Origin of the sequence: Candidatus Minimicrobia sp. QA0096, assembly GCF_963967315.1 — a bacterium.
Classification (GTDB): Bacteria; Patescibacteriota; Saccharimonadia; order Saccharimonadales; family Saccharimonadaceae; genus Nanosynbacter.
The window spans coordinates 362,189-381,567 of sequence record NZ_OZ017288.1 but is presented as its reverse complement, the minus strand read 5'-3'; the positions used below and the strand labels follow the sequence as shown (position 1 = coordinate 381,567).

General features: G+C 43.8%; 17 protein-coding genes and 2 tRNA genes. 13 read left to right on the top strand and 6 right to left on the bottom strand.

The window, feature by feature from the left end; translation table 11 throughout:
* Positions 1–40: 40 nt before the first annotated feature.
* The 4 genes from rny to AACH20_RS02035 all read left to right on the top strand — a co-directional run bounded on the left by rny (position 41) and on the right by AACH20_RS02035 (position 2,872).
* The gene (rny, locus tag AACH20_RS02050) at positions 41–1,531 is read left to right on the top strand and encodes a ribonuclease Y (protein WP_129635283.1); all 1,491 of its coding nucleotides are present in this window, start codon (positions 41–43) and stop codon (positions 1,529–1,531) included.
* Positions 1,531–2,058 (top strand): NUDIX hydrolase, encoded by a 528-nt coding sequence (locus tag AACH20_RS02045; protein ID WP_338503670.1) that lies wholly within the window; start codon positions 1,531–1,533, stop codon positions 2,056–2,058. Before rny ends, AACH20_RS02045 begins: the two co-directional genes overlap by 1 nt.
* Positions 2,058–2,693: a 2,3-diphosphoglycerate-dependent phosphoglycerate mutase gene (locus AACH20_RS02040; protein WP_338503668.1), complete on the top strand. Its 636-nt coding sequence runs from the start codon at positions 2,058–2,060 to the stop codon at positions 2,691–2,693. The genes AACH20_RS02045 and AACH20_RS02040 overlap by 1 nt, the downstream gene beginning before the upstream one ends.
* Before the next feature lie 102 nt (positions 2,694–2,795).
* Positions 2,796–2,872: transfer RNA gene (locus tag AACH20_RS02035), tRNA-Pro, on the top strand.
* A 35-nt stretch (positions 2,873–2,907) separates the two neighbouring features.
* Here the strand turns inward: AACH20_RS02035 and AACH20_RS02030 are convergent.
* The 3 genes from AACH20_RS02030 to AACH20_RS02020 are packed head-to-tail and all read right to left on the bottom strand — an operon-like array spanning position 2,908 to position 6,416.
* Positions 2,908–4,428 carry a glycosyltransferase family 39 protein gene (locus AACH20_RS02030; protein ID WP_338503666.1) on the bottom strand — a complete coding sequence of 507 codons (1,521 nt, stop codon included), beginning with the start codon at positions 4,426–4,428 and terminating at the stop codon, positions 2,908–2,910.
* 3 nt (positions 4,429–4,431) lie between these two features.
* On the bottom strand, positions 4,432–5,154 hold the full coding sequence (locus AACH20_RS02025) for a type 1 glutamine amidotransferase (protein WP_338503664.1): 723 nt from the start codon (positions 5,152–5,154) through the stop codon (positions 4,432–4,434).
* A complete protein-coding gene (locus AACH20_RS02020) occupies positions 5,154–6,416 on the bottom strand; it encodes a MurT ligase domain-containing protein (RefSeq protein ID WP_338503662.1) in 1,263 nt (420 codons plus the stop codon). Before AACH20_RS02020 ends, AACH20_RS02025 begins: the two co-directional genes overlap by 1 nt.
* 26 nt (positions 6,417–6,442) lie before the next feature.
* On the opposite strand from AACH20_RS02020, the gene AACH20_RS02015 reads away from it, so the two are divergent.
* Both AACH20_RS02015 and AACH20_RS02010 read left to right on the top strand, forming a co-directional pair.
* Positions 6,443–6,841 carry a hypothetical protein gene (locus tag AACH20_RS02015; RefSeq protein WP_338503661.1) on the top strand — a complete coding sequence of 133 codons (399 nt, stop codon included), beginning with the start codon at positions 6,443–6,445 and terminating at the stop codon, positions 6,839–6,841.
* Positions 6,832–9,282 (top strand): AAA family ATPase, encoded by a 2,451-nt coding sequence (locus AACH20_RS02010; protein ID WP_338503659.1) that lies wholly within the window; start codon positions 6,832–6,834, stop codon positions 9,280–9,282. The genes AACH20_RS02015 and AACH20_RS02010 overlap by 10 nt, the downstream gene beginning before the upstream one ends.
* Positions 9,283–9,349: 67 nt before the next feature.
* Here AACH20_RS02010 and AACH20_RS02005 read toward each other — a convergent pair.
* Positions 9,350–9,426, bottom strand: a tRNA-Arg gene (locus AACH20_RS02005).
* Positions 9,427–9,480: 54 nt separating this feature from the next.
* Here AACH20_RS02005 and murB point away from each other — a divergent pair.
* From murB to AACH20_RS01975, 6 genes are all read left to right on the top strand, one after another.
* Entirely contained in the window at positions 9,481–10,506 is a 1,026-nt protein-coding gene (gene murB, locus AACH20_RS02000; RefSeq protein WP_338503657.1) for a UDP-N-acetylmuramate dehydrogenase, read from the top strand.
* A 41-nt stretch (positions 10,507–10,547) separates the two neighbouring features.
* Entirely contained in the window at positions 10,548–11,033 is a 486-nt protein-coding gene (locus tag AACH20_RS01995) for a prepilin-type N-terminal cleavage/methylation domain-containing protein (RefSeq protein ID WP_338503655.1), read from the top strand.
* Complete coding sequence (locus AACH20_RS01990) at positions 11,021–11,485, top strand: type IV pilus modification PilV family protein (protein ID WP_338503653.1); 465 nt, start codon at positions 11,021–11,023, stop codon at positions 11,483–11,485. The genes AACH20_RS01995 and AACH20_RS01990 overlap by 13 nt, the downstream gene beginning before the upstream one ends.
* Positions 11,472–12,317 (top strand): hypothetical protein, encoded by an 846-nt coding sequence (locus AACH20_RS01985; protein WP_338503651.1) that lies wholly within the window; start codon positions 11,472–11,474, stop codon positions 12,315–12,317. The genes AACH20_RS01990 and AACH20_RS01985 overlap by 14 nt, the downstream gene beginning before the upstream one ends.
* Positions 12,314–14,092 carry an RCC1 domain-containing protein gene (locus tag AACH20_RS01980; RefSeq protein ID WP_338503649.1) on the top strand — a complete coding sequence of 593 codons (1,779 nt, stop codon included), beginning with the start codon at positions 12,314–12,316 and terminating at the stop codon, positions 14,090–14,092. Before AACH20_RS01985 ends, AACH20_RS01980 begins: the two co-directional genes overlap by 4 nt.
* A 78-nt stretch (positions 14,093–14,170) precedes the next feature.
* Positions 14,171–14,638 (top strand): prepilin-type N-terminal cleavage/methylation domain-containing protein, encoded by a 468-nt coding sequence (locus AACH20_RS01975; RefSeq protein ID WP_338503647.1) that lies wholly within the window; start codon positions 14,171–14,173, stop codon positions 14,636–14,638.
* A 62-nt stretch (positions 14,639–14,700) separates the two neighbouring features.
* On the opposite strand, the gene glyA is transcribed toward AACH20_RS01975, so the two are convergent.
* On the bottom strand, positions 14,701–15,969 hold the full coding sequence (gene glyA / locus AACH20_RS01970) for a serine hydroxymethyltransferase (protein ID WP_338503645.1): 1,269 nt from the start codon (positions 15,967–15,969) through the stop codon (positions 14,701–14,703).
* A gap of 69 nt (positions 15,970–16,038) precedes the next feature.
* Here glyA and AACH20_RS01965 point away from each other — a divergent pair, with 69 nt between their 5' ends.
* Entirely contained in the window at positions 16,039–17,559 is a 1,521-nt protein-coding gene (locus AACH20_RS01965) for a helix-turn-helix domain-containing protein (protein WP_338504283.1), read from the top strand.
* Here AACH20_RS01965 and AACH20_RS01960 read toward each other — a convergent pair.
* Positions 17,549–19,354 carry a glycogen/starch/alpha-glucan phosphorylase gene (locus AACH20_RS01960; protein WP_338503643.1) on the bottom strand — a complete coding sequence of 602 codons (1,806 nt, stop codon included), beginning with the start codon at positions 19,352–19,354 and terminating at the stop codon, positions 17,549–17,551. The two genes, AACH20_RS01965 and AACH20_RS01960, sit on opposite strands and share 11 nt — an antisense overlap.
* Positions 19,355–19,379 lie beyond the last annotated feature (25 nt).

Below are 19,379 nucleotides of genomic sequence, written 5' to 3'. Positions count from 1 at the left end.
AGGCGAACACTCAGGGGCGGCTGATCGGAAAGGAATGATAATGATAGAAGTAATTATTGCTGCGGCTGTTGGAGCTGGCGCGGGTGCTGCTGGTCTTGTTGGATATCAGAGAACTCGCCAAATTAACGGTAAAAATCAGATTGAGCGAGATCTGGCAGATGCGAAAACTAAGGCGAGCGACATCGTCCTTAAGGCTAAGGATGAGGCGCTTAAGATTGAAAATGAACGTCGCAAGGAGTGGCAAAAGACCGAAAATCGTTTGGCGGATCGCGAGAAGACCCTGGATAATAAGCTGGAAGAGCTTGATCGACGAGCAGAAAAATTGCGCGCGCATGAGGATGAAGTTGATAATCTTAAAAATGAAATTCGTGACATCCGCTCCAGACAGCAAGAGAAATTGGAAAAAATCGCTGGATTGAAGAAAAAAGACGCTGCTGACAAGTTAATGCAGATGACTGAGCGTGACATTAAGCAAGACTTGGTCGGTTTGGTGTCGAAACTACAACATGATGCAATGGATGACGCTGAAGAACGGGCGCAAATGATTTTGGTGACTGCAATGGAACGAATGAGCAGTGAAGTTACCGCTGAGCGCACGGTGACTGCAGTCAAACTGACTGATGACGAGATGAAGGGTCGAATTATTGGCAAGGAAGGGCGTAATATTCAGGCGCTCCAGCGCGAAACTGGCGTCGATATTTTAGTTGACGACACACCTGGCATGATTATTTTGTCGAGTTTTGATCCTGTTCGTCGACAAGTGGCTCGTCTTAGTCTTGAGATGCTGATGAAGGATGGTCGTATCCATCCTGCGCGCATCGAAGAGGTTGTTGCTAAAGCTAAGAAACAGATTGAAAAAGAGGTTCGACAAGCCGGTGAAGATGCTATGCGTGAAACTGGCGTGGTTGGTATTCCGAAGGAGATGCTATTGCTTCTTGGTGAATTGAAGTTTCGTACCAGCTTCGGGCAGAACGTTTTGAAGCATTCGACTGAGATGGCACAAATTGCTGGAATGATTGCTGAGGAAATTGGTGCGGATGTGCGTATTACGAAAATTGCTACACTTCTTCATGACGTTGGTAAGGCTGTGTCACATAAAATTGAGGGCAAGCATCATCATATTGGGGCGGAATTGGCTCGTAAATATGGTATGGATGAGAGAATTGTTCACGCAATCGAAGCACACCACGATGATATCGAAGCGACAACTCCAGAGGCAATTATTGTTCGAGTCTGTGATGCGGCTTCGGCGGCGCGTCCGGGTGCGCGTAACGTTTCTGCTGAAAACTTTGCAGAGCGAATGCGCGATTTGGAAAATGTTGCTACCAGCTTTGAGGGAATTGATAAGGCTTACGCGATTTCTGCCGGCCGTGAAGTTCGTGTGATTGTGAAGCCTCAGACGATTGATGATTTGTCGGCGATTAAATTGGCGCGAGATATTGCGACGAAAATTGAGTCGACGATGCAATATCCTGGCACGATTAAGGTTAACGTGATTCGCGAAACGCGAGCGATTGAGTTTGCTAAATAATGAAATTTACAGATGAAGAGCGACGGGCTTGGCTGGCAAGTTTGGACAGGCGTTTTTCTAGTGCGGCGGTGTTAATTGAAAATGAGCAGGGCGAACTATTGATCGTCAAGGCTGGCTATAAAGATCATTGGTCGCTGCCTGGCGGCATTGTTGACGCTGGAGAATCCCCGTTGGAAGCGGCGGTGCGCGAGGTGAAAGAAGAAGTTGATATTCAAGTCGACTCTAAGGATTTGAAGCTTGCAATGGTTGCTTCGCGTCATTCTGATGAATTTTTGACACATCAATTTGTGTTTTTTACAAAGTTAGAAAACGATGCTTTTTCTGAGATAAAATTGCAGGAATCGGAAATTGTGGCTAGCAAATTTATTGCCAAAAATGAGGTTGATTTTGAAGACATGTCGCTGCTCTGGGCAATAAGATTTTGGGCAATTGATAAATTCGGTTACGTAAATACGAAAATTATTGATAATGACGGCGTGAAAAAAGAAGTTGTAGATTTTTTTGCGCCGATGATTGGAGGGAAATAATGGGAATATTAGTTATTAGTCGGCACGGTGAGAGTGAATGGAATCTGCTCGGTAAGTGGACTGGCTGGACGGATGTTAATTTGACGGAAAAGGGTCATAATGACACAGTGCGATTGGGCGCTTTATTGAAAGACTTGTCATTTAATGAAGCTTACACTTCATCATTAAAACGCACACAACAAACTTTGGCTGCGCTACTCGAAGGATGCGGAGTCGAAAATCTACCAACAACGCATGCAACTGAGTTAAATGAGCGTGATTATGGCGATTTGACTGGAAAAAATAAATGGGAAGTTAAAGCGGAGATTGGCGAAGAAGCTTTTAATGGTATTCGACGCGGTTGGGATTATCCAGTGCCGGGCGGCGAAACTTTGAAAGATGTTTATGCGCGGGTTGTTCCATATTTTGAGCAAGAGATTTTGCCGAAATTGCAGAATGGTGAGAATATTTTATTGGTGGCTCACGGCAATTCTATTCGGGCTTTAATTAAACATCTCGACCAAGTTCCAGAGGTCGAGATAGCGAATGTAGAAATGCCGTTTGGTCAATTGCTGGTTTATACGTTCGAGCCCGGTCAATCTTTGCCAATCAAAAAAGAAGTGCTGTCAGTTGAGATTGAAGCTGTGAATGCTTAGCTGTTGTACTTTTAGTGATCTCTTTTAAGTTTTATGGGATTTTCCTGTACTTATTTAGCGATATATGTTAAGATAGATCAGAGTGAATGATAGAGATATCTTCGGGGTGTGGCGCAGTTGGCTAGCGCGCGCGGTTTGGGACCGTGAGGTCGAAGGTTCGAGTCCTTTCACCCCGACCAATTGAAATCATTCAACGTATTAAAATAACTGGCGTTTAACCAGTTATTTTTTTATTTTCGTATAGTCCAATAATCAAATCGCCATCATGAAATTCTTGCTTTAATTGCCAATAGAGTGGAACTTGTTTTTTATATTCATCATATGTTTTTTCGCGAAGAATAAGCCAGATTCTTGGGGATTTTACTGACTCTAAAGAGCTAATTTCTGGAGTATTTAATTTTTTAATTAATCCCCATTCGCCAACCCAACCTAGCTCTTCTTTCGGCTTCAGAAGTATAATTTCTTTATTTGTGCGGTTGTAATAGGAAGTGTGAAAGTAAGTGTAGATTTCGCCAGAGATAATAGCATCACTACTCTGGATATTTTCATTTATATGATTCATGGCTGTGCTGGTGTTGTTCCAGGATGATTCCGCAATATTCTTACCGCCAATATGCCACATGTAATGACCAATAAATAATGTCAGGACAATAGATATTCCAATAGGCCACCATTTTTTATTAGAAAAAATAAGCCCGATGAATACCGCAATCAAGCCGTAAAACGCCGGCGCTGAATAAGTGAAGTATCGATCTAAGTAAACTGGTCGACCCTGGCTAAGTATGTAAATAATAATCATTGGTAGTAGCGACCAGATTGTTAAAATCCAAATTGCTGCTTGGTATTTTGGGTGTTTTTTGGCTAGGGTGAATGAAATTGCGATTATAATTGGCGGCAGTAACAATCCAAAATAGCGGACAATCCTGTCGTCGTAAGTCAAGAACATTGATAATGTTGTTGGTATGGTAAATTTAGTAACTTCGGGGATCCAGAAGCCGCCGCTTACTCGGCTGGTTTGGGAGATCATAACTGGTAGCCAGGGGAGGAATAGTAAAAAGCATGTTTCTGCGGCAAGCCAAACGTTTTTGTCCTTAAATATATTTTTTATGGCAGTGCGATTTCCGCCAAGCTTTAGCCAAATATATACGAAATGCGCGGGTAGTATTAACGCTAGGAAATATTGTGTATAAAGACCGAGTGCTACTAAAATTCCGTATAGCGCCCACCAGAACTTCTTATTTTTGTGCTCGACCGCCACGACGAATGCGTATGTCATTGCTACAGCCAAAAGTGCCGCCAGCGCATACATTCGAGCTTCGTCGCTATAGCGGATTAAGAACGGTCCTAGCGCTGCTAAAAAACTTCCAAATACGGCGATTCTTTTAGAGAAAAGTTTTTGGAGTAATAGAAATAATAGGGCAATTGTAAGAATTCCGCACGTAACACTAAACCCTCTGAGTGAAGCTACGGAATTGCCGAAAATCGATTGCCAAACATGCATAATAACGTAATAAAGCGGCGGGTGGACATCCGTGGTCGTAATGGCGATAATTTCCCTGATCGGCTGCTGAATGATGGCTGCCGTATATCCTTCGTCATGCCAAATATCGGCTTTTGTTAAATAGGTAAGTCGAACGTTGACGGCTAAAATTAAGATTGGAATTAGCCAAATCCAACCTGGCATTTTATAAAGAAATGCATATAGCTTTTTAAGATATATACGGATTTTTTTCATGAATTATCTGGATAATTTTAACGCTACCTCTCTCGCTTTATTCGCTAAAGTATCATCAATTTTTTCCAGCCCCGAATCTGAACTTACGTCGCGTCGCTCTAGCGCCTTGCCAATAAGAAAATCTGCAATTTGCGGGTTTTTAGGCAAAATTGGGCCGTGGAGGTAAGTGGCAATGATGTTGTTATAGCGAACGCCTTCATTTGCGTCGATCATATTATTGCCAGCGCCTTTAATAACTTGTCCAAGAGGTTTGGCGGTCTTGTCTAAGAAAGTTTGTCCGCTGTGATTTTCATAGCCAACGATATCTCCAAATTCCTGGCTTTTGATGACAATGTTACCAATCATCCGCTCGTCGCCAGCAATTGTTTCAATTGGCAGAATATTAGCGCCAACAATTTCCTCGCCCTTGAGCGTTCGGAAAAATCGACCAAATAATTGGTACATTCCGCAAATCATTAACATCGGCACACCGTCTTTTGCTAATTGTCGCAGTTCATCAGCTCGCGCCAGAAGATCATTTTGGATAATCGTCTGCCCAGAATCTTGTCCGCCGCCGCCGACAAAAATATCAATTTTAGAAAAATCCGTTGAATCGCCTGGATTGTGATCGATAATCTCAACCTCGAAGCCGCGTCGTTCTAGTCGTTTTTTCAGGACTAGCGTGTTGCCCCAGTCGCCATAAAGATTCATATCTCGCGGATAAAGTTGCGCAATTGTTATTTTCATTATGATATTTCCTCCACGTCGGTTTTTTCGCTCAGCAGGCGACGAATCGCTGTCATGGCTGTGTAGCTACAAAAAATCTGTTTTGGCTCGTCGGGATTAGTATTAATGAAATCTTCCAAGGCCTTCGAAATATTGGTGTCAATTTTTCCAATTGGAATGTCGTCGTATTGAAGCCGCAAAGCCATATCATAAGCGCGTGCGCCGCTGATCATTACTACGTTTTTCAATAGTGAAAAATCGACGTCCCAGAACCAACTGACATCTCGTCCATCGGCGTAATTGTCATTAACAGCGATCATCGTAGTACTATTATTTTTGGCGAATGACAGAAGTGCCAACCGAAAACCACTTGGATTTTTCACCAAAATAAGCTCAATTGGCGTGCCATTCAGGTAAATCGTTTCGCCACGACCAAACGCCGGCTTTATATTTTCCAGCGCAGATAAAATCGTATCGGTAATTTCCGGTCCCGCTATTTGTCGAGCCAGAGCAACCGCCGCCGCCGCATTGAGAAGATTGTAAACTCCAGTGAGTTGCAGATCTACGTCAATTTCTTTATTGTCAATTTGAAAAGTTGCCTGTTGAGCGTTAATTTTTTTCAATAAGACATCGGCAACTACGCTTTGATTTGCGACCGCGGTTCCGTATTTTAGAGTGTCGTCCGTTGGCATCAATTGAAGTAATTCGCTGGTTGTGCCGAAGAAAGCTTTTTTAGCCTGAATATGTTCGCTAATCTTAAAAATTCGCGGATCGTCGCTGTTGAGAACGACAGTGTCGCTGGTTGCTTCAGCTATTTTTTGGAGCAATGCGGCTGTATTGTCGATTTCTCCAAATCTGTCCAATTGATCACGCATAACATTCAGAAGCAGGGAAAAGCGCGGACGAACAATTTGTACAAACTTAACCGCCCAAGCCTCGTCCAGTTCCAGAACCGCAATGTCGGCGTCCAGCTTGCCGCGGATATTGACCTCATCAAGTAGCGCCGCTGCCACACCTCGGGAAAAATTGCTACCAGTGCGATTAGTGAAGACTTTCAGCCCGACTGATTCCAGCAACTCTACGACGATTTTTGTCGTCGTTGTTTTCCCATTCGTTCCGCTGATAATCACCACGCCTTGCGGTAAATCCGCCAGCGTTCTCTGAATAAATTTTGGGTCAATTTTTTCAATCACCAAACCCGGCAAGGCTGAACCGCCACCGCGTAATTTAGCGACTTTCTTGACGCTTTTGCCAATAATAGTACTAATCATCTGTCTTGCCATATTGTCTATTATACTCTGCCGGGTCGATGTGCTACAATATCAATATGTTTTTGGTGGGTATCTTTCAGTGGTGGTACGGCAATGGCTTGTTGCAATATATCCGACAAAGTTTTCTAGGGGTTTTACGAACCGCGGATTTTTTCTCAGTCGGGCTGCTTTTGAAAACCTTATTCAATCCGTTTCGCCAGATTTCAGCCGCTCCGGTTGGCGGCGACTTATCTGTGCAGCTATCTGCGTTTTTTGACAAGATGTTCTCGCGAGTAATTGGCGCGGTGGTGCGCTCCATGGTGATAATTATTGGAATATTGATGATATTACTACGATTTTTGTGGATGATTTTAGGAATTATTATGTGGCTGGCGCTGCCGCTGATGCCGTTTATCGGAATTATTTTATGGCAATTGGGAGTTTCTGTATGGAAATAGAGCCGAGATTTAATTACGACAGTTTGCGAGCTCAGAAGGCGCGATTTTCTGTAAGATTTGGCAATGCTTGGCATATCGTGGCAATAGCTGTCGGCGTTATGTTAGTTTTGCTTGGCGTATGGTCGTTGATTGAGCATGGATCGATTGGCTGGCTATTATTTGGTCTGAGCGGTCCAATGATTATGGTGTCAATTTGGTGGGAAAAAGATCTTAAGACTGCGGAAATTAGTAAAAATCCTAAGACAATTGACGATGTGATGGCGGCGGACGTTTTGGGCAAATTGCCGCGCAGACCGACGCCGATTGATATTGCTGAGGCGATTACAGGCACGCGAGCCGGGCAATTTTTGGCAGTGCGGCTGGGTTTGACACCGAATTTCTTGCGTAATATTTCCGTCGACGATCCGGATCGAACGGAGCAGATTTGGAAGGCAGCGATTGAAATTTGGCAGAGCACGGAAAGTCCGAAGATTACTAGCGCGGTTTTGGCAGCGGCGATAGTAAAACAATTGCCACAGCACGATTCTTTGCTGGCGAATATGAAGATCGATTTTCATGATATAGAGGAGGCTATTCGATGGTACGAGCGAATAAAGGCGCTGATTGACCAATATAAAGAGAAGCCGTTAAATACGGGCGGAATTGCTAGGGATTGGTCTTTTGGTTATACGCCACTGCTGAGTCGATTTGCTCAGAATATTAGCGTCAGTGTATCTGGCGGCGCGTTTACAACTAAGTTGGCTGCGCACGAGGAGGCGCTGGGGCAGATGCTTAAAACGTTTAGTTCTGGCGGGCGGCAGAATATTACGCTGGTTGGTGCTGACGGTGCGGGAAAAAGTACTGTCGTGTCGGCGTTTGCGGAAATGCTGATTGATGGACATCGAGGCGTTCCTGGTTCGCTGATGTATCAGCAGGTTTTTATGCTGGATGCGTCGTCGTTGATTAGCGTGGCGTCGGGTCGCGGGGAATTGGAAAATCTAGTCACGATGATTTTGAACGAAGCTTTTCTGTCGAAAAACGTGATTTTATGTCTGGACAATGCGCAATTATTCTTTGAAGAAGGCGTTGGTTCGGTTGACCTGAGTAATGTATTATTACCAATTCTGGAGGCGGGCAGACTTAGGACGATTTTAACGATGGACGATCAGCGATTTTTGCAAATTTCTCAGACTAAGCCGCAGCTTGCTCACGCTTTGAACACAATTGCAATTCAGCCGTCAAACGAACCTGAAACTATGAAAATTATGCGCGATCAATTGGTTTTATTTGAGGCACAGCACAAAGTGACATATATGTATCAGGCGCTGGCGGAGGCGTATCGTGTTGGCGATCGTTATGTTCAGGACTTAGTAATGCCAGGTAAGGCGTTGAAAATTTTGGAAGCAGCGGCAAGTTATGCGAGTGGTGGGCTAGTGACTGCGCAATCTGTGGATGACGCGATTGAAAAGACTCTTGGTATAAAAATTTCGGTAGCATCTTTGAGTGACGAAAAGGAAAAATTGTTAAACTTGGAGTCATTAATTCATCAGCGAATGATCAATCAAACGCGAGCCGTGACAGTTGTTTCTGACGCTATTCGCCGCGCGCGCACAGGTGTTAGAAATCAGAATCGACCGATTGGCGCATTCCTATTTCTTGGTCCGACTGGTGTTGGTAAAACGGAGCTTTCTAAAGCTTTGGCGGATGTTTATTTTGGCGGCGAAGGTAATATGATTCGTTTGGATTTGAACGAATTTGTCAGGCCAGATGACGTGGCTAGGTTGATTGTGGATGGCGCGCGAGATCCAGGGAGTTTGACTGCTCAAGTTCAGAAGCGTCCGTTCTCTGTCGTGCTTTTGGACGAAATTGAAAAGGCTCATCCTCAGGTTTTGACGACGCTTTTGCAGCTTTTGGATGAGGGAATACTTCGCGATGAAAATAACCGAGAAATTAGTTTTCGCGATACGATTGTAATTGCGACGTCAAATGCTGGCGCGGATAGAATTCGTGAATATATTGAGCGCGGTTATCAATTGGAGCAATTCGAACAAACGTTTATTAACGAGCTGATTAATGCCAATTTATTCCGCCCAGAATTCTTGAATCGTTTTGATGAAATTGTTCTGTTCCGTCCGCTAGGAAAAGAGGAGTTGCTGCAGGTTGTTGATTTGATTTTGGCGGGAGTCAATAAGACCTTGGCGCCGCAAAAAATTCAAGTTGCGGTCGAGGAAGAAGGTAAGAAATTGTTGGTCGAGGCTGGCTATGATCCAAGATTGGGAGCTCGCCCGATGCGCCGCGTCGTCCAGCGAGCTGTCGAGAATACCGTCGCCAAGCAAATGCTGGCGGGAACTGTCGCGCCCGGTTCGACTACAATTATTACGGCTGATCAAATTCGCCAAATTTTAGGTTCGCAATCTGCGCAAATGCCGTCAGGAATTCAGAACCCGCCATTGAATAGCTAGCTCAGCCGCTTGACTAGTGTTTTTATGATCATCATAAATAAAAACCCGTCATAATGACGAGCTATTTTGGTACACCCGGCAAGATTCGAACTTGCGACCCCTTGGTTCGAAGCCAAGTACTCTAATCCGCTGAGCTACGGGTGCGTATGAAGTTATTATATCATAGATGACGGCCGAGTAAAATGATATACTATATGTATGGACGTCATGACTAATATATCACTGAAACAATATACAACTATGAAATTGGGAGGTGAGACTCGCTATATGGCGACAGCGGATTCTGCTAGTGATGTTGTGTCGCTATATCGTAATGCTCGAAAGGAAAATTTGCCGATTTTTGTGTTGGGTGGTGGCAGTAATGTGATTACGCATGATGAGGTTTTTGAGGGAATCGTACTGTTGAATAAGATTAAAGGTTTTGAGGTTATCTCTGAAACTGACGAAACAACTGATGTGAAAATTGGTGCGGGCGAAGTCTGGGACGAGGTTGTTGAGAGGGCTATTGGGCTTGGACTTCAGGGAGTTGAGGCTATGTCGGGAATTCCCGGAACGGCTGGAGCTGCGCCAGTCCAGAACGTTGGGGCGTACGGTCAAGAAATCGCTGATACGTTGATTAGTCTGGAGGCTTACGATTCAAAAACCGACACAATTGTAACTATTTCCGCTGACGAATGTGATTTTTCTTATCGAAACAGTATTTTTCGTGACAAGGAAAAAGGACGATATTGCATTCTGAATATTACTTTGCGACTAAATAAATCAGAGCCGAAACCGCCATACTACGCTTCTTTGCAGAAATATATTGATGAAAATGATATTCGCGAGGTCAATTTGTCAGTGATTCGCGTGGCAGTTCTTAACATTCGTTCGGAAAAATTGCCAGACCCAGCGGAATTGCCAAGTGCAGGTTCTTTCTTCAAAAACGCGCTGGTTGAAAAATGGAAATTGGAAGAATTGCAAAAAGAATATAGCGACATTCCAAATTATGCAATGTCGGACGGAAGATATAAAATCCCGACAGGTTGGTTGATAGATAAGGCTGGCTTAAGGGGTTATCGCAGTCACGGCATGCGGGTTTATGAAAAAAATGCGTTGGTGCTTGTGAATGATTCGGCAACGGGATATGATGACTTGGCGGCGATTCGTGAGGAAATTGTGCAAATTGTCTTTGACAAGTTCGGTATAAAAATTGAGCAAGAGCCGCTAGAACTTTCCCGATAATAAGCATATGCTTTTTTGTAGATTTGCGCTACAATATTGATATGAATCGTGGGACGGGTGGTTATACGATAATTGAATTGGCGATAGTAGTGGTGGTTGTTGCAATTTTGGCTAGCATTGCCTTTGTTGGTGGCGGAAGATTTTTGAACCTAACTAAAGATCAGGAGCAGAGGGCTGATGTGTCTGAACTGTCCTTGAGGTTGGAACGATATTACAAGTATAAAAATGTTAGTTCTATCGGTCACGAGTATCCTTCCTGTGCTGATTTAATTAAGGATTTTTCATCAATTGTAGGAGGTGATTCTCTGAAAAAGGAGATGATCAAGTGTAATCGTAGTGATTGGGCTGGCGGAAATAATGGTGAGTTATTGTATGAAGCTTCGAATGTGGATGACGGCGATTGCACGAAGCCTGCGTCCGGTCCTGTGTCTGATGTTGTAGCGGTAACTTGTGTGAAATATAGCATTATATATAAAGAGTTTTCAACAGGAGTAGAGAAGAAGGTGGATAGTGTATGGCGCGACTAGTGGGAAAAAGCGATGGATTTACTATTGTCGAAGTTGCAGTTACTCTGGTTGTTATTGGTATTTTCATGGCTGTTATATTGAGTATGCAAGCGCAAGTTAGCCAGATATCAGTCATGAATGCCCAGTACAACAAGGCGAGTCTTCTGGCATATAATAATATGCGTCGTTACGCGAATGATTCCGCTCCGTCTTGGTTTAAATGTACAGACCCTCCTCCGATCTTTAGGGCTCCGGGTTCTAGATATAAAGTTGAGGAAAGTGTGGGTAATATTGACGGGCTACCAGGAACGGTTAAGCAGGAAGTATATGCATCAGCGCCATACGGATGTAAGAGTGGAACGGTTAGCCTGGGGATGCCGGTTAAAGTGGAGTCTATCGTAGAGTATGGATTGCCAAGCTCTGGTGTGGGTAGTGGAAAGAAGGTGGTACATGCGACATATGTGGCGTTCTAATGAGGAGGGCTTTACCGTAGTCGAATTGGCAATGGTGATGGTCATTGTCGCAATGGTCGTCGGCGTGTTTAGTCAGATGTTAATTTCAGCAAACCAAAGTGCGTCTATCAGCAAGGCAAAAGTCGAGATTAGTCGAAATATGCACAATTCCATGGATGCAATTGAAACTGATGTTCGTCAAGCTTCGCGTTTTAAGGTGAGTAGTTATGATGGAGAGGATACGTTTGCTACCGATAAAAATTTCCCTAGTGCGACGCCTAGAGAATGGAGATATAGAAGTAATCCGTATTCAAGTAGCGCCATTACTGATCCCGAAAAGAACTCACTTATACTGCTTCAATATGCTACAAATATGGGCAGAGGCGCTGATTCTAGGGAGATTGTGTATCTAAGAACTCCAAAGTTTGACTGTAATGTAAATAAGACTCAGCAACCGAAGTATAAAAAAATAGTCATATATTTTTTGAAGAATGGAGAGCTGCATCGACGGACTATCTATAATGATTTAGTTGATTTCTCCAGTTACCCTCCAGCGCCATACTCAGGGTCTGCTGCGGGATATTTCTGTATGAATAGCCTGGATGCTGATAAGTTTAAAGATCGAGCTATGAAGCTTCGTGAAGATTCGATTTTAGCGACTGGAGTTTCGGAATTTAAGATTAATTACTATGATGGAAAAACGCTAATAAGCAAAAATAGCGACGCTCCAGATAGCGATAAGAAAGCTCTTGATGGCGCGGATAATGTAGAGGTTACTTTAACGATACAATCACCAAGTAAGCAAGTTTCTGATTCGCAAACCTTAACAATACGAAAGATAAATAACTTATGATTCGACAAAAAAACGGCTATTCTTTGGTGTTAATTGTACTTATGAGTACTTTTATACTGGCGCTTTTGGCTGGAGCTATGAGGGTTGTAACTCAGTCGTATGTCTACTCTCAGGAAGAGTATTATTATAAGTTAGCTCAAGAGGCTGGCGAGGCAGGTACGGCGTATGCCAACGCTTGCTTGGATTCTAATGGAGCTGAGCAATCATGGGGTTCGGTTCCTGGTGGAATTGGTCCGCTTCGCCCGGAAACTAATTGCAAGGGGGCTGTAGCTTTTCCTGGTAATAGATATGTATTTGAGAATAGCAAGTTAAGAACGACTTTTGAAGTTGGCAATTTGGAAGCGTCAACTAAAAGTGCAGCCTTGTCGGCTGCTACCGCTCAAATTTCGTCAACTGGTCGCGTTGAAATAACAAATGGTAGTGGCACAGTCTTAAAAACTTATACTGCTGTTGTAAAAAAATCAGTTACTTGGCCAGCTGATATTGACGCAACGCGCACAGTAAGCGGCACTTATCGCACGTGCGCTATATTGTCGAATAATGTTTGGTGTTGGGGCAATAATGACAAGTATGAAAGTAATGAATATACTATGGGTCAATTGGGCGACGGAACTACTGTTAGTTCTAATGTACCCGTAAAGGTGCGTTCTGTGGGCGATATGAGAAACGGGAAGATTATTGATATATTTGCGGCACAATTTCATAGCTGTGTATTGACTGAATTTAGTTCTGTCAGGAAAATATATTGTTGGGGTAATAATAAATTTGGACAACTAGGTAATGGAGATTTTGGCGACGGCAAATATTCTAGTGTCCCAGTCGAGGTTAAACCGCCTACTGGCGCACTAGCTGCAGATTTTGCTGGAAATAATATTAGTGCAATTGGAGGAACTGGTGATGTTTCGTGTGCTATTGCTGCAGGAAAGGTGTATTGTTGGGGTAGTAATAATATAGGTCAATTGGGTTACGGGAGCCCCGGCAGCCCTAAGTCCAGCGCAACGCCAGTGCGTATTAATTCGGGCGGCCCCGACAGGCTTCCTAATAATTATTCTGCTACTAAGTTATCAACTGGCGGATCTCGTTCAGAAACTATGTGCGTTATAACCACCGAAAAAAGAGCTTACTGTTGGGGGCAAGCTAGGTTTGGGCAGTTAGGTATTGGTGTGCCGCATTATAGCGGCTATGGTAATGCTACCAGAGTTAAGGGCTTGGAGGATGTGACTGATATATCTCAAGATGGATACACTTGGTCGGGCTCTCCTGATTATGTAACTCACACCTGCGCTATTGCTGCAGGTAAAGTGTACTGCTGGGGTGGCGCTGGGCGCGGACAGGCTGGATCTCCGGGGAGTGGTACTCCTAAAAAGCATATTGAGCCGAGGTTGGTCGGTGGTTTGCCTGGGGTGGCACTGCAGGTTGAGGTTGGCATTGCTCATTCTTGCGCCTTGATGAACGATGCTGGTACTAAGAAAGTCTATTGTTGGGGCGATAACAGATTGGGTCAACTTGGAGCAAATAGGGCGGACGTTCAATATTCATTTACTCCTCGGCCAGTTAATGTTGGTCCAAATGGGCTTCCTGCTTCAGAGAGTGTAGTGAGTTTGTCTGCTGGGGCAAACCGCGGCTGTGCAATTATGTCGGACAAGCGCTCTTACTGTTGGGGATTGAATGATAATGGGCAGATTGGTGACGGAACTTCAGGTAGTGAAAATAATAGGTTCAGCCCGACGGAATCTTTATTCTTGCGTCCAGTACAAAATCGATATATATATTAAAAAAACGCTTGCGCTTTTAAAAACGTTGTAGTATTATCAAGTTACAAATCAAACTAACAATTTAGGGGGCACATTATCGTGACTACAAAGAATATCAAAAATCAAGGTTTTACACTAGTTGAGCTTTTGATCGTTATCGTGATCATCGCAATTTTGACAGTTGTTTCTTTGGTTGCATACAACGGTTTGCAAAACCAGGCAAAGACATCTGCTGCTAAATCTGCTGCTGACGCTGTTGCTAAGAAAGCTGAGCTATACAACACAGCAAAGAGCAAATATCCACATCAACTATCAGACTTAACAAATAAGACTGTTACTGATGGCACTTCTTCTGTTTCGCAGACTGGCGAACCATACTACTTAGACGAGAGTACTGTTAAGACTACTACCACAGCTCTTGCTGACGGTCACGCCCCAGGAGAAGCTAATACTATTGAGTATAAGCCATGTCCGGATACGGGTGATGCTACGGGTGCGCACGTTAAGTACTACAATTTCTCGACAAGCAAGGTAGAAGAGCGAACAATCGGTTCTTGTGCTTCGTAATTCGGTATAGGTAATAAAAAACTCTGGCATTAAGCCAGAGTTTTTTTATGTGCGGATTTACATTAAATATCGCGTAGAGTATGGCAGAATTCCATAACTTCTTTACGGAGTTCAGCCAACATTTCGTTATTGTCGCGATTATCTATTGACCGCCTCATCCATTCTGCGATTTTTTCCATGTCGTCTTCTTCGGCGCCTCGCGTCGTGACGGCTGGCGTGCCTAAGCGAATACCGCTTGGCCTAAATCTTGGTAGTGGGTCGTCTGGAATCGCATTGGCATTCAGTGTCAGACCAATTTTATCCATGGCGATTTCCGCTTCCTTGCCATCAATGCCGAAGCTACTGTGAATATCTGCCAGAATCAAATGGTTACTGGTGCCGCCAGTTACTAACTTAAAGCCACGCTTTTGCAACTCTTCCGCCAGTCTTTTTGCATTTTTGACAATTTGCTCGGCGTAATCTTTGAATTCTGACTGCAAAGCTTCACCGAACGCTACGGCTTTTGCAGCGATGGTGTGCATGTGTGGTCCGCCTTGCGTGCCAGGGAATACCGCTCGATCAATCAACGTAGGTAAATTCTCGAGAGTTTTCTCTGGTTTTTTCAATGGATTGCCAACTATTCCTCGACTAAGAATCAACCCGCCTCGTGGTCCACGTAGAGTTTTATGAGTTGTTGTGGTAATTACGTGAAAACCGTAATCGAACGGGTTTTTGGCAACACCACTAACGATTAGCCCCGCAATATGGCTCATATCTGCCATTAGCATGGCGCCGACTTCATTGCCAATTTCGGCAAATTTTTCGTAATCTAACTCTCGTGGATATGCCGAAAATCCCGCCAGAATGATCTTTGGTTTGTGTTTTAAGGCTAATTGACGAATTTCTTCATAGTCAATTTCGCCAGTGTCGATATTTTTTATGCCATAGCGAATGAAGTTATACTCTCTGGCGCTACGAGTAACTGGGGCGCCGTGCGTAAGATGTCCGCCGTGAGCCAAATCCATAGCCAGAATAGTGTCGCCAGGCTCGCACCAAGCGTAATAAACCGCCTCATTAGCCTGTGCGCCAGAATGTGGCTGGACGTTAGCGTGATCTGCTTTGAAAAGTTTCTTAGCGCGGTCAATCGCCAGTTGTTCGACTTGATCGGTGTTTTCTTGTCCACCGTAATAGCGTCGACCAGGATAGCCTTCTGAATATTTATTAGTGAAAACACTACCGAGCGCCTGAAGTACATCTGACGAAACGTAATTCTCGCTAGGAATTAGTTCCAGGCCGTCCGTTTGACGCTTTTTTTCTGCTTTTATAAGTTCTTCAATTTGCTTGTCTTTCATGACTAAACCTCCGTTAATACTTATTATATCATTGCTTATATATATCATTAGTGATATAATTTACGCATGATAAAAGACAAGTATCTTCAAAAAATCGGCAATTTAATCGCTGAAAATCGTCAAAAACAGGGGCTAACTCAGACTCAGTTGGCTGAAGCAATTGGTACATCTCAGAGTGCTATTAATCGCATTGAAAACGGAGGTCAGAATATTAGTATTGATATGATCGCTCGAATTAGCGAGGTGCTTAATAACAATATCGTAACCGTAAATCATTCCGGAAAAATGAATTTTAAGGTCACTGGCGGCAAAAAATTGTCTGGTGAGATACAAGTTAAGACTAGTAAAAACGCTGCAGTAGGTCTTCTTTGTGCGAGTTTGTTGAATAAGGGAAAAACGACGCTTAGGAAAGTGGCGCGAATTGAGGAGGTCAACCGAATTATCGAGGTTTTGAATTCGATTGGTGTTAAAACTCGCTGGTTGGACGGTAGTGATCTTGAGATCGTGCCGCCAGCGCGCTTGAAACTTGAAGATATGGATATTGCTGCGGCGAAGAGAACTAGGACGGTAATTATGTTCCTTGGTCCGCTACTGCATCAATATGACGATTTCAAATTGCCGTTTGCTGGCGGCTGTAATTTAGGCAAGCGCACGGTCGAGCCGCATCTTAGTGGTTTGAGACATTTTGGAATGAACGTTACGGCGGAAACTGATTATTATCACGCAAAAACTGATGTCAATTCTGGCGATCGAACGATTTTGCTGACGGAGCGCGGCGATACGGTGACGGAAAATATCATTATGGCTGCGGCGTTGTCGCCAAACACTACCATCATCCGCAACGCTAGCCCAAATTACATGGTTCAAGACGTCTGCTTCTTCTTGAAGAAGTTGGGTGTGAAAATTGAGGGAATTGGTACGACAACCTTGAAAATCACGGGTCGTAAACGAATTAGTAAAAATCTGGACTATTATCCGAGCGAAGATCCGATTGAAGCGATGAGTTTTATTGCGGCGGCTGCAGTGACGGATTCGGAAATTACTGTTCGTCGTGCGCCGATTGAGTTCTTGGAAATTGAATTAGCGACATTGGCGGAGATGGGTCTTAAATTTGAACTCAGCAAGGAATATTTTGCTAATAATGGACAAACTCGTTTGGTTGATATTAAATTGCGGCGTTCCAAACTCCAGGCAGCCAAGGATAAGCTACACGCCTTGCCGTTCCCGGGAATTAATATGGACAATTTGCCGTTCTTGGGGCTTATTGCGACGGTAGCTGAGGGACGCACGTTGGTTCACGACTGGAGTTACGAGAACCGAGCAATTTACTTTACAGAGCTCAGTAAACTAAATGCACAAATTGAACTGGTTGACCCACACCGTGTTTATATCACTGGTCCAACAAGATGGAAGCCGGCCGACGTTGTTGCTCCGCCAGCGCTTCGTCCGTCCGTTGTGATACTTTTGGCAATGCTTGCTGCTCCAGGTGTGTCGATTCTGCGCGATGTATATTCGATTAATCGCGGATACGAGGAATTGGCGACACGCTTAAACTCGTTAGGTGCTGAGATTGAAGTGATTATTGAATAGGAATTCGCTTGATCTGTGGTTCTTTTTTAGGCTGGATTTGCGGTTTTGGAAAAATAAATTTGAGATAATCTTTCATCATTCGAGCGCCAGAGATAATTGGCAAATAGTTGCTTAATTGGTGGCGAACATGTTTTTCCAATAATTGATCATTTTTCAAAATAGCGGCAGCTTTATGCATGTTGACGTACAGAGATGAAACTTCGGCTTCGTAGTTTCTCCCGGTAACCTCGAGGCAAGCGATTGGCTGGACATCAGCAACGCCGCCGTCACTAGTGGAGATGAGGAGTTTCAAGTTGGCGACGTCTTTCTCCCATGAAGTGCCGCACGCTTCTAATCCGACAATAGGAATATTTATCGAGGCATCTGAGCCGATTGCTAACGCTCGCCCCAACTCTTCATCGTAATCTTGTATGTAATGAACACGCTCCTTGAGGACTGGATCGTTGTCAATCAATTTTAATACTTCGAGCAATTTCTGATACATCGTCACGTCACCTTGGTGAACTTTTCCTGTCAGAATATAATGCGCGTTATGGCTAATGAGAATTTGTCGTAATGAATCTGGGTTTTCAAACGGCATATAAGGTCGTTTGTAATTGGCGAATCTTCGCTTGAAGTCGAATAATATTGCATTTTCTGGGATTTGTATGGATTTTCCGTACTGATCTTTGCGACTCAATAGGACTCGATTCAACTCCTTTCGACCGAGTTTTTTCAAATACCTCAAATCCGCACTACTCAACGAGTCTAATTTTTCAGAAAAATCATTTGTGGGCAGCCCAAATTTATCGATAATGCCATGATTGCGATATGTTTGCAATGTTTCAGGTAGCATCCACGTTTCGAGATCTATTCCATTAGTAATGGCTTGAAATTTAACTTTGTCGTTGTTGCGGTCGCGGAAATTTGCTACACGGGCGTGTAGTTTACTTACACCATTCTTCGCTTCAGTAAGTTCAATTGCCAAAAGATTCGGCCTCAGTCTGTCGTTGCGAAATTGTTCCATTAGCCAGCAACGTACGGCGTTGCTCTTTATATTTGGCAGAACTAATTTTTCAAATTGCGAACGATGAAATTCCGGTTCGGCCGCTTGAAGAAGCGTATGGTTTGTATAAAGTGTGTGCTTGCGAACGTAAACGATGGCTTCGTATAAATTCATTCCGTTAGCGCACAGCTCGTCTAGTCGTGCCAATGCAGCAAAAATCGTTGCGGTCTCATTAAGTTGAATAACAGCCGGCTTAATACCGAGGAGCTTTAATGCTTTATAGCCGCCAAATCCCAGCGCTACTTCTTGGTATAGTCTATGATCGCCAGATCCGTCGCCTTCGTACAATTGTCCAAAGTTCGGTTCTGAAATTGTAACAAATTGTGTTGAACCGAGCGTCTTCTTAAAAATGCTTAAGCTTGCATCTGGGAATCCATTTGAACTTACGAAAACTTCGTCAATATATTCAAATCCGTAATCTTGAGGTGAAACGGATTCCGAAAACTCTTCTTGTGCGAGGTCGGTGATTTTCTGGTGTGATTCGCTACGGTAAAACGGTGCTACTACTACGAATGGAACTTCTAATTTTTCAGCTACACGTCGCGTGTCCGCCGCTAAAACTCCAAGTCCGCCGCCGCCTTTAATACCATTGGATTTATCATAAATCTCCATCGTCCAATAGACATATGGTCGGTTTTCAGACAATTGATGCGTTAAGCTGCTTCGTTCAATTACATCATAAAATTCGGACGCATCTTCAATATCATGCGGCTGGTATTTTGGCTTTTCTGTATAAATATATGGATCCATCGATGCCCTTTATGGATTGAAATTG